We start from the raw sequence: 10707 nt of genomic DNA, 5'->3' as shown, positions 1-10707 counted from the left end.
CTTTAGGTTTCTTTTGATTTGTGACTTTGCTGCTTTGTGACCGGTTCTGTTTCAGGTTTCGTCACACGCCTTTGGCAAGGAAAATCGTCGTCGTCGTACTCCGTCCAGCCACAGCGCTGGCAGTAAGCGAACAGGAAGCCCTGTCGGAGATCGCAGGGCGGTTTAGTCATCTGGAAACGTCCATACGCAAGTCGGCAACGGCGTCGATAGAATGCGCTCGATCCAGACCTTACCGCGATCAGTGACGATCCAATCACCGTTCTCAAGTTCCAGCATACCCTCGTTAACCAGCAAGCCGCGTTCCTCTTTTGCGGCAATGGAATGCCAAACTTTTGTCCCCACCACGTCGTCAGGATCTTTCGAGACATGGCAGGCAAGCATGATATTCACTGTCAAAGGTGTAAACATTTCACTCTCCCTTGTTCCACCAGAGTTCAACCTTGTCGATTGCGCTGTCCGCCAGCTCGGGGTGGCGGGCGAAGTAGTGTTCGAGGATCTGCGTTGCCGTGGCCAGGCTGTGGCCGGTGATGGCGCAGATTTCGCCGACGGTGCAGCCGGCGCGGAAAAGCCAGGTCACGGCCGTGTCGCGCAGGTCCTGATCGCGCAGCGTGGCGCAGCTTTTCATCGTGCGGGCGGCGTGGCGGCGGACTTCCGCATAGACCTTGCGGTAGTGATCTTCCTCGAACGGCCGCCATGTGCGCTCGTCGAGGATGACATGGCTTGAGATCACTTCCGCCAGTTTGCGGCGCTCCTGGGCGGCATCGAGACGTCTATTCAGCTCGGAAAATTCACGGATATCGACCAGCACCTTTGTCTTGGACTGGCGCAGCATGATGCGGCCATTGCGGCGGCCGGCGATCTGATAGGCCAGGCGATCGCCCTGGCGCTGGCCGGACCAGACGCCAAGCGCGATCATGTCGCCGATCTCCGGCCGTTTCAGCGCATCGGCCGTGGCGATCAAGTGTTCGATTTCCTCGCGCTCTCCGGCGCGCACACGCGGGTTTTCCTTCTTGAGCTTGAGCTTGTGCGCCGGGTTGATGGCGACGGCCGGCAGCTTGCCGCGCGACATGCCCCAGCTATAGGCAATACCCAAAAGGCGCATCGCCGCATTGGCGGTGTGCAGGCCGGTCTTGCCGCGCAGCTCGTCATACATGCCGAAACAGATCGGCTGTGTCAGCGCTTCGGCTTCGGCCGCCCAGGCGTCTTTCAGATGCCGCTCGATGGAGCGAATTTTCGTGAGATAGTCTTTCTGTGTGCGCGGCTGCAGATCGCGGAAGGCCTGCGAGGTGGCGTAGTCCTTCAACAGTTCGGCAACCGTGTAATAGCTGACGGGCTTTGGCGGCGGCGTGGCGGCCTGCTTGCGGCGCGGCCGGGCCTTGCGGGCGGCGGCGAGGCTTTCGGCAAACCGGCGCGACCAGTCCAGCGCCTCGCCGGCCGTCATCCATTCGCCGGCATCGTTTACCAGGTCTTCGGCCTTATAGCCCTGCTGCCGCAGCTTCGGCCCCGGCGTGAAGCGCGGCCGGCCATTGCGCCATGAAACATATTTGATCTTGGGATCGGCTTTACGCATGACGGGTTCCTTGAGGCTCAAGCCACCATGAACGACGGAGGCATCGGAATTTCGATGTGATGCGGCCGCCACATATGAAGGCAGAATGGATGATGGCTGATGTGATCGGCCGGCGGCACGTGCAACTGCATGGCCGTTTCGTCTTCGCGAAAGAACAGGCGCTTGACATATTCCATTTCGGGCCAGTTCGGGCAGCGCTTTGGCAGGCTGACGCTGACGTGATCCCAGCCAAGGCCGACAGATGCGACGACACGCAGGACAACGCTTGTGGGGCGATGCGGGATTTCAAAAGCGCCGCCGTCTTCGCCAAGCTGCAATGCATAGAGAAACAGTGACGGGTCGTTGAGGTTACGCATGACGGGTTCCTTGGGGTTTAGAGCGGAATGTCATCGTCCGGGTCCTGACGACAAATTTGATAGGGGCAGCCGATCGCGTTGCAGCCACCGCCTAAAGCTGATCGCGGACTAAAGCACCCGTTCCACCCTCCCATGCCGATCATCGAACACGAGGAACAAACACCCTTGTCCGTAAAATCGACAGGAACGTTGTTCACCTTGGTGATGCACATCGGCACCACGTCGTTGCGGGTTTTTGTGCAGGCCCAGTGCCCGTCAAAGCAAACGAAAACACCCCATCGCTTTGGCCCTGGGCAATGCTCATAAGTGATGCGATCGCCCGGACGGAGATATTGCCGCGCTCTATCGGATGCGCGAATAGCCTCATCGTGCCAAGCGAGCGTTTCCTTTGAGAAGGAATATACGCGTGTTGTTGAGGTGGCGTCAGTCATCAGTGATACCGCCTTTCACATGCCTGCACTTCAGCTGCAGCTTTGGCAGCCATCAACGAACGTCTGGACCACTGTGCAAACCCATTGCCCTTCTTCGGCCGTGCGCTACCAACCCACCAGCCGGAACGGCGTTTTTCGATTTCAAATGTCGCCGCCTTGTTCTCGCTTTTGTAAAACCCGGCTGCATTCTTCTTCCATTCCAGTGACATATTCATTCTCCATCGTTGAAGGAAAAAGCGCCGGCGGCATGTAAGGAGTGCCATGCCGCCGGCGCGAGGTGGCGCCGCGCGGGGTTGGGAGGACTTGCGGCGCGTGCGGACCGGAACCGGAAGGGACAGGAGACCGGGCCGCGTTTTTATGATCTTCGGCGGTGCATACGCAGGTTACAGGGCCGCCTGATCGGTGTGGCCGTTTTCCGGCTTCTTGGGAAAATGGCGCCGGACGGAAAGGCCGGTGGCAAGCTCTATGCCGGCCGCCTGGGCGGAGGCGCAGAAATCGGCCAGCGCCAGCGCGGCCGCCTTGCCTTCCGCCCGCAGGTCTTCCAGCCCTTCATAGTCCGGCGCGGTGCGCGCGATGCCTTCAATGAGGTCCGCCATGGCAGCGCGCGCGGTGTCGTGAATGTCCTTCATGGTGCGGTTATGGGCGCGGAGGCTGGTCATGATCCGAGCCTTTCCAGAACGATCTGCCCGGCCATGGTCAGTTCCAGCCGGTAGCCCTTGCCCCGGCCGGGGTTCTTTTCCCGGCGCACAAGGCCTTCCTTCATCAGCGCGGCGACCGTGCCGCGCTGACAATAACGGTTGCCGATATACCAGCCGCCAGAAAAGGTCTGGCGATGGTGGCGGAACTGGCCGACGGCCTGCAGCGCCTTGCGCTGGCCGGCGGTCAGCGCCTTTTTCGGCGCGGCGACGGCCGGCTTGTCGAACATGCTGACGGCGGCGGCGTTCATGCGTGGCCTCCATGTTCAAAAACCATGGGGTAGGATTTGCTGCGCACACCCTCGCCGCCGGCTGCTGTCAGCATCCGGTCGATAAAGGCGACGGCGAACGGCTCCGCCAGCGCGGACAGCGCCTCACGATTGCCGCCAAGCAGCGAGGTCAGGTGATCGACCGTCATTTCAATGACAGCCTCGATAATGTCTTCCCTCGGCGTGGCGCGGTTCAGTTCACGCATGAACATTTCCTGCACGGCGATGATCGCTTCGGGGTTTCGGAAGCGCACATGCGTGCCCTTCGTGGCGTGTTCGCCCGGCGCCTTTCTTTCGTTCAGCGCGGTGCGCAGCTGCGCAACCGTGGTTTCGACGTCGTAATGCACGCTCATGCCGCCACCCCGTTTTCGTTGGCCGGGCGGGCATATTTTGCCATCAGCCGGGTTCTGTCGTTTTCGATGACGGTTTCGCGCACGGTCTGTGCGGTGCGCTTGCGGCCGGCATCGGCATAGCCTTCCAGCCATTTTTCAACCGCGGCCTGCTGCCAGCGCAGCGGCCGGGCCAGCGGCAGCGGCGGCGGAAAGCCATACTCACGCTCAAGCGCATCACGCCGGCGCAGGAAAACAGAGCGCGAAATGCCGAGGCATTCGGCAACCGCGCCCGCTTCCATGGTGTGGTGTTGGATAGTCATGATCTGCATCGCCTCCTGGCATCGTTGCGATATTGCAAATCAATAAGCGTTAATGCTTATTATGGCAAGCATTAATTTGCGATTGCGCTTATGCCAAAATTCGAAATGACAGCAATAACGCACATGTCAAGGCCTCGAAAGCGCTATCGCGGCGAAGGGTGACAGGTTTTATCACCCTCGCCTGCAGGCCCTCAATGCATGGAAAAAATCAGCGCAGCGGACCATGACCTGCCCCCCCTGGCGAAGCCGGGTGCAAGGATGGTGCGAAGTGTCGAGCTGCGAAAAACTTATTCGGGGTGGCGAATGATGCCGATGGCCGTGCCGGCGATCGAAACGCGATCGTCGTCAACCTGCTCGGGCCGCTGCGGGCCGAGGCGCATGGAATGTGAAGTGATGAACGGGGCCTGATAGAGCCGCATGACCGTTTCCGCCGTGCCGCGCACTGGATCGATGATCTGGGCAATCACGATATCGCCGGTTTTTGGGCGGCGGTTCTGGTCGATAATGACGATATCACCGGGCATGATGCCCATACCGTCCAGCGCGCCGCCCTTCATGATCCATGCTTCGACGCCGTTGCGGCCATTGCTGGCTGCCTGCACGGCGGCGGTTATCCACGCCGGGCGCGGCTCGTTGTCATTGGCATAGGGAAGTGCGTCGGGTTCGGCCATGCCGGAGATGCTGCGGCCCGGCATCTGCCCCGGCCGAAAGCCGGAATAGCGGGCGACATTCTCAAGCGAGGTCTGCGTAATACCGACCGAACCGGTCGTGTCATTGTAATAACGGGTCAGCGTCGAGGCGGCCATGCCCGCATTGAGGGCGAGCTTGGACAGCGACAGGTTCATATGGTCTGCCACCGCCTTGAGCCAAGCTTTTGTATCGCGCTGATTATCCGTCATGCGCGCAAATATATTATGGGGGAGTGCTAACGCAGTCACAAAAAAACACCTTGCAAAATAAGCAATATTGCTTATGCATATATGCAAATCAGTTCGCAAGGGTGATTTGCAATGTTTTCGGAAATTGAAAAACGTCGCGCTGCCGCCGGGATTTCGCAGGCCGATCTGTGCCAGCGCGCCGGCGTACATCCAACGACATACACGGCGCGCAAGGCCAACCGGCGGACGGTGAGCGAGCGCACATTGCAAAAGCTCAAGACCGCGCTCGACGAGATGGTAAGCGAGCGGCTGGAGGTCATGCGGGAAAGGACGGGGTCATGAGCTGGATCGTGATCGGGCTTCTCGCCCTCGTGTTTGTGTTCTTCATCGTGTCCGGCGGCATCGGCCTTCTGATCGGCCGAGCCAATGGCAATGACACGCGCGGCAGAGGGAGGAAACGGGGATGGTAGTAGATCCAAAATTTTTCGCACCCGGCCTGTGTATCGTGTGCGGCAAGGAATACGCTTCATCTACCTTTACGACGTCGAACATATGTCCGTCGTGCATCGCTGAGGAAAGTGCCGACAGAATACAATGGGCGACACAATGGGCGCTGCACACACCGTCGGCCGATCCCGATCCGGTCAACCATTCGAAGCATTACACCAAGCATCCTTCCGGCATCGAGTGCATCCAGATCACCGAGCATATGGGGTTCAACCTCGGCAATGCGGTGAAATACATCTGGCGCGCCGACCTGAAGGGCAATGCGATCGAGGATCTTGAGAAGGCGCGGTGGTATCTCGACCGCGAGATTGCGCGCCGGAAAGGCGGTGTGTCATGAGCAGTAAGGAATTCAAACCCTGCCCGTTTTGTGGCGACAAAATGATGGATCGTGGCGGAACGCTGCAGCACGTCGAACAAGGTGAAGGCGCGAAACGGTGCCCGATCGGGGTCTACGCCTGGCCGGTCGAGGATGCCGATCGCTGGAACACGCGCGCCGCCACCGACACGGTTAAAAACCTGGCAGGACATGGCCGCGCTGCGGGATTGCGGGCGCTGATGGCCGCGATCAACGAGCGGTACAGGCAGGTTGCCGTCGAGGGCTGGACAGTGGAGCATGACGACGCGCACGGCCCTGCCGTGCTGGCGGCCGCTTCCGGCTGCTACGCCCTTCATGCCCATGACGACGGCCAGCCAAAAGGATTTACGCCGGCATGGTGGCCGTTTGCCGATGAATGGTACCGGCCGACAACGGCGGAACGCGATCTGATCAAGTCTATTGCACTGGGTCTGGCGGCGCTGGAAGCGGAATACCGCGCCAAGGCGAAAGGCGGTGCGGCATGAAGCATCGCGACGAGATGGACCGGGCTGCCACGCGCAGGGTTTCGGCGATCCGGGCGGATCGTGACCGGCTGCAGGGCGCGCTTGTGCGCCATGCCATCGGCGGCGTGCTGTTTTGTGCCGGCATGGCCGCGCTGCTGGGCGTCGCGCTGCTTTCGGGAGGCCTGTCATGAGTTTCGCCGGCGCGACAATCAGGCTCAGGGGCATTGTGCCGGCGGATGCGCGGGCGGAAGGCCCGGCCGCCGTGCGCGCGGTCTACCGCGACCAGCTGGCCGTGATGAACCGCATATCCGCCGCCCTTTCCGCCGGCGGCGTCGAACTTACCGGCCACAGCTACAGCGCCGCAACCGGCCAGATGATGCTGGCCGGCACGGTGACACACGGCAAACGCGCCGATGTGGACGATCTGAGGGCGCTTTTTGCGCGGGGTGAGCGGTGATGGGCCGGGTTCTTGCCGCATGCGAGTTTTCCGGCACGGTGCGCAACGCCTTTCTGGCGCGCGGACATGACGCGTGGTCATGCGACCTGCTGCCGGCCGAGGATGGCAGCAACCGGCATATTACCGGCGATGTGCGTGCCATTCTCGGTGATGGCTGGGACCTTCTGATTGTTGCGCATCCGCCGTGCACGCGGCTTTGCCGATCCGGCCGGCGCTGGCTTTCCGGCCCCGGCATGATGACGCCGCCGAAAGCGCTGCCGCGCGGGCGTACATGGGACAGCATGAAAGCGGAATTCGAGGAAGGCGTTGACCTGTTTCTGACCTGCTGGCGCGCGCCAGTTGACCGTGTCGCGATTGAAAACCCGGAAATGCACGATATCGCCAGGGCGCGCATGCCCGCCGACCTGCCGCGCCCGCAAATGGTGCAGCCGCACTGGTTCGGTCATGCGGAATACAAGAATACCGGCCTCTACACGCGCGGCCTGCCGCCGCTGGCGGAAACGCAGCGCCTGCAGGAACCCGAAAGAAACAGCGCCGAATGGAAACAGTGGAACCGCGTCTGGCGGATGCCGCCGAAAGGCAATCGCGGCCACGAACGCTCACGCTTTTTTCCCGGCATTGCCGAGGCCATGGCCGACCAGTGGGGCACACTGCTGATGGAGAATGCGGCATGAGCCAACAGGACGAATTGCGGCGGTTGATTGGCGTGGTTGCGGGGCTGCGGGCGGCGATACCGGCAATCGCGGTCGAGCCATGGGCGCAATATCACGCCAGCGTGGCTGCGCACCGGACGGCGGCAGCGGCGGCGCTGGAAAAGCTTGGCGCCGAGGAAGGCGCGAAGACGCGCGACAGCTGGAACGGCACGTTCATCATTCTGGCCGGTATCAGGTCCAGCTCGACGAGCGGGATAGCGGCCGCGCTTTGCAACTGGCAGCGCGCGGCGGAATTCAAACTGAAGATGGAGGCAAAGTGAGATGGCAGACACACAGGAAATCCAGATCACGAACGACATGCTGATCCTTGAGCGCGGCAATCCGGCGGCAGGCGGCGTTCAGCGCCTTTACAGATTGCCGAACGGTTTTGGCCTTTCGCTTATTAACGGTCCGATCGCACACCCCTATCCCTATGCATGGGAAGCCGCTGTGGTCACCAATATGGACGAAACCGGAAAATACGAGCGCATCTCCTACGACACCGAACTGACACGCGATGTCGAAGTGTTTGAAACGGTGCAGGAAGCCAATGATTTCATCGGCCGTGCCAAGAAATGGGCGCTCGCATCCAAACAGTAACAAGGCCTTTTTGTTGTGCGTAGGGCCGCCTTTGACCAGGTGGCGAGATGACGAAGCGAAATCTTTACCGGCCCGACCAGGCGGATGCGCTCTCTACCATCGAGACGCGGCGGCAGGTCATGGACGTGCATCATTCCGAGCTGGCGGATACGGCCGGGATTTCACGCGAGACATGGCGGCGGATCAGGCGGGAGAAACGCGCCTTTCCGGCACAGATTACCGCCTTGCGGTTTGCGCTGCGCACGATCGAAGCGCGGCGGCGCGGGGCGGAAGGGGTGTTCCCCGATGACTGACCGGCTGATGCTGCGCGCCGGCGGAACGGCGCTTCGATCCATACGCCTTGCCGTTTCCTTCATGCCGGAGCTGCAGCCCCGGAAAAAGGCGGTCGAGATCTATCTGCTGGTGACCGGCTGCAACCTGAACCAGACCGACGCGGCCACGCTGTGCGGCTGCACGAAGCAGAACATTTCGAAACATCTTCGCCGGGTGGAAAAGGCCCGCGAGGACACGGCCTTTGACCGCGCGCTGGCGCGGATCGAGGCGGTGATGATTGGAGGTGATCATGCCTGAGACCCCACATCTTTCAGCCAATGAAAAGCGCCTGGTCGAACGCCTGCAGGCAAAAGGAAATATTATTGCCCGCATGTCATCCGACAGCGAAACGGCGATCCGGCTGGGCAATGGCTATGTGTATTTCTCCATTCCCGACGGCAAGCATGTGAAGGCGGAGACCGTTACGAGCCTTGCCGGCAAGGGCATGCTGACCGAGCAGGATGATTGCCTGTTTGCTGGGGGGGGGCAGACATTGCGCCTGGCCGACCCGCTGCCGGCATTCACCAGCGGCAGGAGGCGTAAAGCCAAATGAGCCGCTTTTCCGTCGCCAAGGAACGCGCGATCGACGATCTGGAAAGCATCGTCGAGGAGCTTTACCGCGCCAGCCGGCGCCACAAGCGCACCGGGCTTTGGAATATCGTCAATCCCTATCGGGCCAAGGCCAAGCCGGACCAGATGGTGGTTTGGCTGACGGGCAACCGGCGCGGCGCGTTCAAGGATTTCGTTTCCAACGACAAGGGCGATGCGATTGACCTGGTGGCCTATGCGCTGGCCGGTGCGGTGAGCGATGACAGCCGCATGGCGGCGGTGGAATGGCTGGAAGAACGCTACGGCCTGAAGAACATGGACCCGGCGCGCAAGCGGCGGATGGAGGCCGAGGGAAAAAGCCGGCGGCTGGCGGCCGAGGCGAAGGAAAAGGCCCGGCGGGAAAACAATATCAACCGGGCGCGCAAGTTTTTCTATGCCTGCAGCGAGAACGTGGCCGGCACGCCGGTGGAGGCATATCTGGAAAGCCGGGGCATTGCCCTTTCCGCCATTCCCGCACTCGGGCACGCGATCCGGTATCGCCATGACTGCGAATACTGGATGGAAGACGAACGGCCGCTGATGCCGGCCATGGTGCACGCCATGGTGACGGCCGGCGGCAAGGTGGCGGCGAACCATTACACATTCCTGCGCGCCGACGGCAGCGGCAAGGCCGACGTGTTCAAGGCCAAGCTGATGTTTCCCGAAACCAGCGGGCTTGTGATCCGCCTGACCAATGGCGCGGCCGGGATCGGCGCGGAGCAGGCCGCACGCGAGGGCGTTTGCGGCCTGGTCGGCATCGTCGAGGGCTGTGAGGATGGATATTCCGCCGCGATTGCCGCCCCCGAGCTGCGCATGTGGGCAACCGGCTCGCTGTCCGGGCTTTTGCATATGCCCGACCACGCGGCTGCGAGCGGCTTCATCATCTTTCAGGACAATGACTGGGGCAAGCGCCAGGCGCAGGACCTGTTTCGCCGCGCGGTGGCGCGGATCAAAGGCTTCGGCAAGCCGGTGGAAGTGGTTTCCATGCCGGCGAGCTGGGGGAAAGACGTCAACGATGCTTATACGAGGAGAGAGTGGTGAAACTCGATTTTCTGGAACTGGACACGATAGAAGCGGCGGCGGCCGTGGCTCATGCGGCCTCGAGCCAGCTTTACGGCATGCTGAACGAGATGGATGGCGCTGACTGGGCCGGAACCGGCCTTGAGGGCGATGCGCTGGCGACCGAGATATACGGCATGGCCTGCTATACAGCCAGCAAGCAGGCCGGTGGCGAGCAACTTTGGATACAGTGCCGCATGCGCGGCATGATCAACGACGGGATGCCGGAAAGCCGGGCCTTTGCCGATGTCGAGCAAAGCCGGAAATGGGCATTCCTGCTGTTTTGCGAAACCTTCAAGCCCCTTCTTGACAAGCTGGCGACCGAACGCGGCCTCCGCGAGGAAATGCGCCTTGCAGAGGGGCGCAAAGCGCCGGCGGCGCCGAAGATCGAAGACACGATTTTTGAGCCGATCGGCAGCATGGGCGAGATGGAGCCGCATGCGCTGGATTTCCTCAAAAACCTTTCCAAACCGAAAGCCCCTGCCCCCGAAATGCCGCCGGCGATCGTCGAGCATGAGGACGGGGCGCAGATGCAGCCAATCAACCTTGGAGCGCCCAGTGAAGAAGAAACAGCAAATCAACAGCCGCAAGCTGGCACGAACACGGAACCGCAAGCAGGCAGAGCACCGCAGGGTGCACCGGTGGTTCCGGGCGATGGTGATACGCCCCCTGCAGGCGACGGGAACGGACAGCAGGGCGCACCGGATGGCGCGGCTGGAGGAGCTGGCAAGACTGTGAAAACGCCGCCCACGACCCGCAAAACGGCCGCAAAGGGCAAAAGCCGCCGCAAGGCTCCGCGAAACTGAGCGGTCAATTGTCAAC

General features: G+C 61.5%; 24 protein-coding genes. 14 read left to right on the top strand and 10 right to left on the bottom strand.

The genetic code is table 11. The features are described 5' to 3' along the window. Positions 1 to 162: 162 nt before the first annotated feature. The 10 genes from ACHZCU_RS17395 to ACHZCU_RS17350 form a co-directional block, all read right to left on the bottom strand. A complete protein-coding gene (locus tag ACHZCU_RS17395; protein ID WP_319519856.1) occupies positions 163 to 408 on the bottom strand; it encodes a hypothetical protein in 246 nt (81 codons plus the stop codon). Between the two features lies 1 nt (position 409). Next, positions 410 to 1570 carry a hypothetical protein gene (locus ACHZCU_RS17390; RefSeq protein WP_319519855.1) on the bottom strand — a complete coding sequence of 387 codons (1161 nt, stop codon included), beginning with the start codon at positions 1568 to 1570 and terminating at the stop codon, positions 410 to 412. Positions 1571 to 1587: 17 nt separating this feature from the next. Then, positions 1588 to 1926 carry a hypothetical protein gene (locus ACHZCU_RS17385; RefSeq protein WP_319519854.1) on the bottom strand — a complete coding sequence of 113 codons (339 nt, stop codon included), beginning with the start codon at positions 1924 to 1926 and terminating at the stop codon, positions 1588 to 1590. A gap of 17 nt (positions 1927 to 1943) precedes the next feature. Continuing rightward, positions 1944 to 2357, bottom strand: a complete 414-nt coding sequence (locus tag ACHZCU_RS17380) for a hypothetical protein (RefSeq protein ID WP_319519853.1) — start codon at positions 2355 to 2357, stop codon at positions 1944 to 1946. Next, on the bottom strand, positions 2357 to 2566 hold the full coding sequence (locus ACHZCU_RS17375; RefSeq protein WP_319519852.1) for a hypothetical protein: 210 nt from the start codon (positions 2564 to 2566) through the stop codon (positions 2357 to 2359). Before ACHZCU_RS17375 ends, ACHZCU_RS17380 begins: the two co-directional genes overlap by 1 nt. Before the next feature lie 174 nt (positions 2567 to 2740). Continuing rightward, complete coding sequence (locus ACHZCU_RS17370; protein ID WP_319519851.1) at positions 2741 to 3016, bottom strand: hypothetical protein; 276 nt, start codon at positions 3014 to 3016, stop codon at positions 2741 to 2743. After that, complete coding sequence (locus ACHZCU_RS17365) at positions 3013 to 3303, bottom strand: hypothetical protein (RefSeq protein ID WP_319519850.1); 291 nt, start codon at positions 3301 to 3303, stop codon at positions 3013 to 3015. The genes ACHZCU_RS17370 and ACHZCU_RS17365 overlap by 4 nt, the downstream gene beginning before the upstream one ends. Then, complete coding sequence (locus ACHZCU_RS17360; RefSeq protein WP_319519849.1) at positions 3300 to 3674, bottom strand: hypothetical protein; 375 nt, start codon at positions 3672 to 3674, stop codon at positions 3300 to 3302. The genes ACHZCU_RS17365 and ACHZCU_RS17360 overlap by 4 nt, the downstream gene beginning before the upstream one ends. Further along, complete coding sequence (locus ACHZCU_RS17355) at positions 3671 to 3973, bottom strand: hypothetical protein (RefSeq protein WP_319519848.1); 303 nt, start codon at positions 3971 to 3973, stop codon at positions 3671 to 3673. Before ACHZCU_RS17355 ends, ACHZCU_RS17360 begins: the two co-directional genes overlap by 4 nt. A gap of 287 nt (positions 3974 to 4260) precedes the next feature. Further along, on the bottom strand, positions 4261 to 4818 hold the full coding sequence (locus tag ACHZCU_RS17350; RefSeq protein WP_319519847.1) for a hypothetical protein: 558 nt from the start codon (positions 4816 to 4818) through the stop codon (positions 4261 to 4263). A gap of 165 nt (positions 4819 to 4983) precedes the next feature. Between ACHZCU_RS17350 and ACHZCU_RS17345 the strand changes: the two genes are divergently transcribed. From ACHZCU_RS17345 to ACHZCU_RS17280, 14 genes are read left to right on the top strand one after another with little or no spacing between them, the layout of a single operon-like run. Further along, a complete protein-coding gene (locus tag ACHZCU_RS17345; protein ID WP_319519846.1) occupies positions 4984 to 5193 on the top strand; it encodes a helix-turn-helix transcriptional regulator in 210 nt (69 codons plus the stop codon). After that, a complete protein-coding gene (locus ACHZCU_RS17340) occupies positions 5190 to 5321 on the top strand; it encodes a hypothetical protein (protein WP_319519845.1) in 132 nt (43 codons plus the stop codon). The genes ACHZCU_RS17345 and ACHZCU_RS17340 overlap by 4 nt, the downstream gene beginning before the upstream one ends. Continuing rightward, on the top strand, positions 5315 to 5695 hold the full coding sequence (locus ACHZCU_RS17335) for a DUF3310 domain-containing protein (RefSeq protein ID WP_319519844.1): 381 nt from the start codon (positions 5315 to 5317) through the stop codon (positions 5693 to 5695). Before ACHZCU_RS17340 ends, ACHZCU_RS17335 begins: the two co-directional genes overlap by 7 nt. Continuing rightward, positions 5692 to 6198 carry a hypothetical protein gene (locus ACHZCU_RS17330; RefSeq protein ID WP_319519843.1) on the top strand — a complete coding sequence of 169 codons (507 nt, stop codon included), beginning with the start codon at positions 5692 to 5694 and terminating at the stop codon, positions 6196 to 6198. The genes ACHZCU_RS17335 and ACHZCU_RS17330 overlap by 4 nt, the downstream gene beginning before the upstream one ends. Continuing rightward, complete coding sequence (locus ACHZCU_RS17325; RefSeq protein ID WP_319519842.1) at positions 6195 to 6368, top strand: hypothetical protein; 174 nt, start codon at positions 6195 to 6197, stop codon at positions 6366 to 6368. Before ACHZCU_RS17330 ends, ACHZCU_RS17325 begins: the two co-directional genes overlap by 4 nt. Then, a complete protein-coding gene (locus ACHZCU_RS17320) occupies positions 6365 to 6634 on the top strand; it encodes a hypothetical protein (protein WP_319519841.1) in 270 nt (89 codons plus the stop codon). Before ACHZCU_RS17325 ends, ACHZCU_RS17320 begins: the two co-directional genes overlap by 4 nt. Further along, entirely contained in the window at positions 6634 to 7308 is a 675-nt protein-coding gene (locus tag ACHZCU_RS17315; protein WP_319519840.1) for a hypothetical protein, read from the top strand. Before ACHZCU_RS17320 ends, ACHZCU_RS17315 begins: the two co-directional genes overlap by 1 nt. Continuing rightward, positions 7305 to 7607 (top strand): hypothetical protein, encoded by a 303-nt coding sequence (locus ACHZCU_RS17310; RefSeq protein ID WP_319519839.1) that lies wholly within the window; start codon positions 7305 to 7307, stop codon positions 7605 to 7607. The genes ACHZCU_RS17315 and ACHZCU_RS17310 overlap by 4 nt, the downstream gene beginning before the upstream one ends. 1 nt (position 7608) lies before the next feature. Then, complete coding sequence (locus ACHZCU_RS17305) at positions 7609 to 7926, top strand: hypothetical protein (protein ID WP_319519838.1); 318 nt, start codon at positions 7609 to 7611, stop codon at positions 7924 to 7926. Positions 7927 to 7973: 47 nt separating this feature from the next. After that, positions 7974 to 8219 (top strand): hypothetical protein, encoded by a 246-nt coding sequence (locus ACHZCU_RS17300; protein WP_319519837.1) that lies wholly within the window; start codon positions 7974 to 7976, stop codon positions 8217 to 8219. After that, positions 8212 to 8496 (top strand): hypothetical protein, encoded by a 285-nt coding sequence (locus ACHZCU_RS17295; protein WP_319519836.1) that lies wholly within the window; start codon positions 8212 to 8214, stop codon positions 8494 to 8496. The genes ACHZCU_RS17300 and ACHZCU_RS17295 overlap by 8 nt, the downstream gene beginning before the upstream one ends. After that, positions 8477 to 8791 (top strand): hypothetical protein, encoded by a 315-nt coding sequence (locus tag ACHZCU_RS17290; protein WP_319519835.1) that lies wholly within the window; start codon positions 8477 to 8479, stop codon positions 8789 to 8791. The genes ACHZCU_RS17295 and ACHZCU_RS17290 overlap by 20 nt, the downstream gene beginning before the upstream one ends. After that, complete coding sequence (locus ACHZCU_RS17285) at positions 8788 to 9867, top strand: toprim domain-containing protein (protein WP_319519834.1); 1080 nt, start codon at positions 8788 to 8790, stop codon at positions 9865 to 9867. Before ACHZCU_RS17290 ends, ACHZCU_RS17285 begins: the two co-directional genes overlap by 4 nt. Then, positions 9864 to 10691 (top strand): hypothetical protein, encoded by an 828-nt coding sequence (locus ACHZCU_RS17280; protein ID WP_319519833.1) that lies wholly within the window; start codon positions 9864 to 9866, stop codon positions 10689 to 10691. Before ACHZCU_RS17285 ends, ACHZCU_RS17280 begins: the two co-directional genes overlap by 4 nt. The last annotated feature ends 16 nt before the right edge of the window (positions 10692 to 10707 follow it).

It is taken from the genome of uncultured Martelella sp. (assembly GCF_963677965.2).
Lineage (GTDB): Bacteria > Pseudomonadota > Alphaproteobacteria > Rhizobiales > Rhizobiaceae > Martelella > Martelella mangrovi.
This window is presented reverse-complemented; position numbering and strand designations above follow the sequence as displayed.

What these genes read in the sequence shown, in the direction of transcription:
- ACHZCU_RS17395 (WP_319519856.1), bottom strand. Translation starts at nt 408, where the DNA reads ATGTTTACACCTTTGACAGTGAATATCATGCTTGCCTGCCATGTCTCG.
- ACHZCU_RS17390 (WP_319519855.1), bottom strand. Translation starts at nt 1,570, where the DNA reads ATGCGTAAAGCCGATCCCAAGATCAAATATGTTTCATGGCGCAATGGC.
- ACHZCU_RS17385 (WP_319519854.1), bottom strand. Translation starts at nt 1,926, where the DNA reads ATGCGTAACCTCAACGACCCGTCACTGTTTCTCTATGCATTGCAGCTT.
- ACHZCU_RS17380 (WP_319519853.1), bottom strand. Translation starts at nt 2,357, where the DNA reads ATGACTGACGCCACCTCAACAACACGCGTATATTCCTTCTCAAAGGAA.
- ACHZCU_RS17375 (WP_319519852.1), bottom strand. Translation starts at nt 2,566, where the DNA reads ATGTCACTGGAATGGAAGAAGAATGCAGCCGGGTTTTACAAAAGCGAG.
- ACHZCU_RS17370 (WP_319519851.1), bottom strand. Translation starts at nt 3,016, where the DNA reads ATGACCAGCCTCCGCGCCCATAACCGCACCATGAAGGACATTCACGAC.
- ACHZCU_RS17365 (WP_319519850.1), bottom strand. Translation starts at nt 3,303, where the DNA reads ATGAACGCCGCCGCCGTCAGCATGTTCGACAAGCCGGCCGTCGCCGCG.
- ACHZCU_RS17360 (WP_319519849.1), bottom strand. Translation starts at nt 3,674, where the DNA reads ATGAGCGTGCATTACGACGTCGAAACCACGGTTGCGCAGCTGCGCACC.
- ACHZCU_RS17355 (WP_319519848.1), bottom strand. Translation starts at nt 3,973, where the DNA reads ATGACTATCCAACACCACACCATGGAAGCGGGCGCGGTTGCCGAATGC.
- ACHZCU_RS17350 (WP_319519847.1), bottom strand. Translation starts at nt 4,818, where the DNA reads ATGAACCTGTCGCTGTCCAAGCTCGCCCTCAATGCGGGCATGGCCGCC.
- ACHZCU_RS17345 (WP_319519846.1), top strand. Translation starts at nt 4,984, where the DNA reads ATGTTTTCGGAAATTGAAAAACGTCGCGCTGCCGCCGGGATTTCGCAG.
- ACHZCU_RS17340 (WP_319519845.1), top strand. Translation starts at nt 5,190, where the DNA reads ATGAGCTGGATCGTGATCGGGCTTCTCGCCCTCGTGTTTGTGTTCTTC.
- ACHZCU_RS17335 (WP_319519844.1), top strand. Translation starts at nt 5,315, where the DNA reads ATGGTAGTAGATCCAAAATTTTTCGCACCCGGCCTGTGTATCGTGTGC.
- ACHZCU_RS17330 (WP_319519843.1), top strand. Translation starts at nt 5,692, where the DNA reads ATGAGCAGTAAGGAATTCAAACCCTGCCCGTTTTGTGGCGACAAAATG.
- ACHZCU_RS17325 (WP_319519842.1), top strand. Translation starts at nt 6,195, where the DNA reads ATGAAGCATCGCGACGAGATGGACCGGGCTGCCACGCGCAGGGTTTCG.
- ACHZCU_RS17320 (WP_319519841.1), top strand. Translation starts at nt 6,365, where the DNA reads ATGAGTTTCGCCGGCGCGACAATCAGGCTCAGGGGCATTGTGCCGGCG.
- ACHZCU_RS17315 (WP_319519840.1), top strand. Translation starts at nt 6,634, where the DNA reads ATGGGCCGGGTTCTTGCCGCATGCGAGTTTTCCGGCACGGTGCGCAAC.
- ACHZCU_RS17310 (WP_319519839.1), top strand. Translation starts at nt 7,305, where the DNA reads ATGAGCCAACAGGACGAATTGCGGCGGTTGATTGGCGTGGTTGCGGGG.
- ACHZCU_RS17305 (WP_319519838.1), top strand. Translation starts at nt 7,609, where the DNA reads ATGGCAGACACACAGGAAATCCAGATCACGAACGACATGCTGATCCTT.
- ACHZCU_RS17300 (WP_319519837.1), top strand. Translation starts at nt 7,974, where the DNA reads ATGACGAAGCGAAATCTTTACCGGCCCGACCAGGCGGATGCGCTCTCT.
- ACHZCU_RS17295 (WP_319519836.1), top strand. Translation starts at nt 8,212, where the DNA reads ATGACTGACCGGCTGATGCTGCGCGCCGGCGGAACGGCGCTTCGATCC.
- ACHZCU_RS17285 (WP_319519834.1), top strand. Translation starts at nt 8,788, where the DNA reads ATGAGCCGCTTTTCCGTCGCCAAGGAACGCGCGATCGACGATCTGGAA.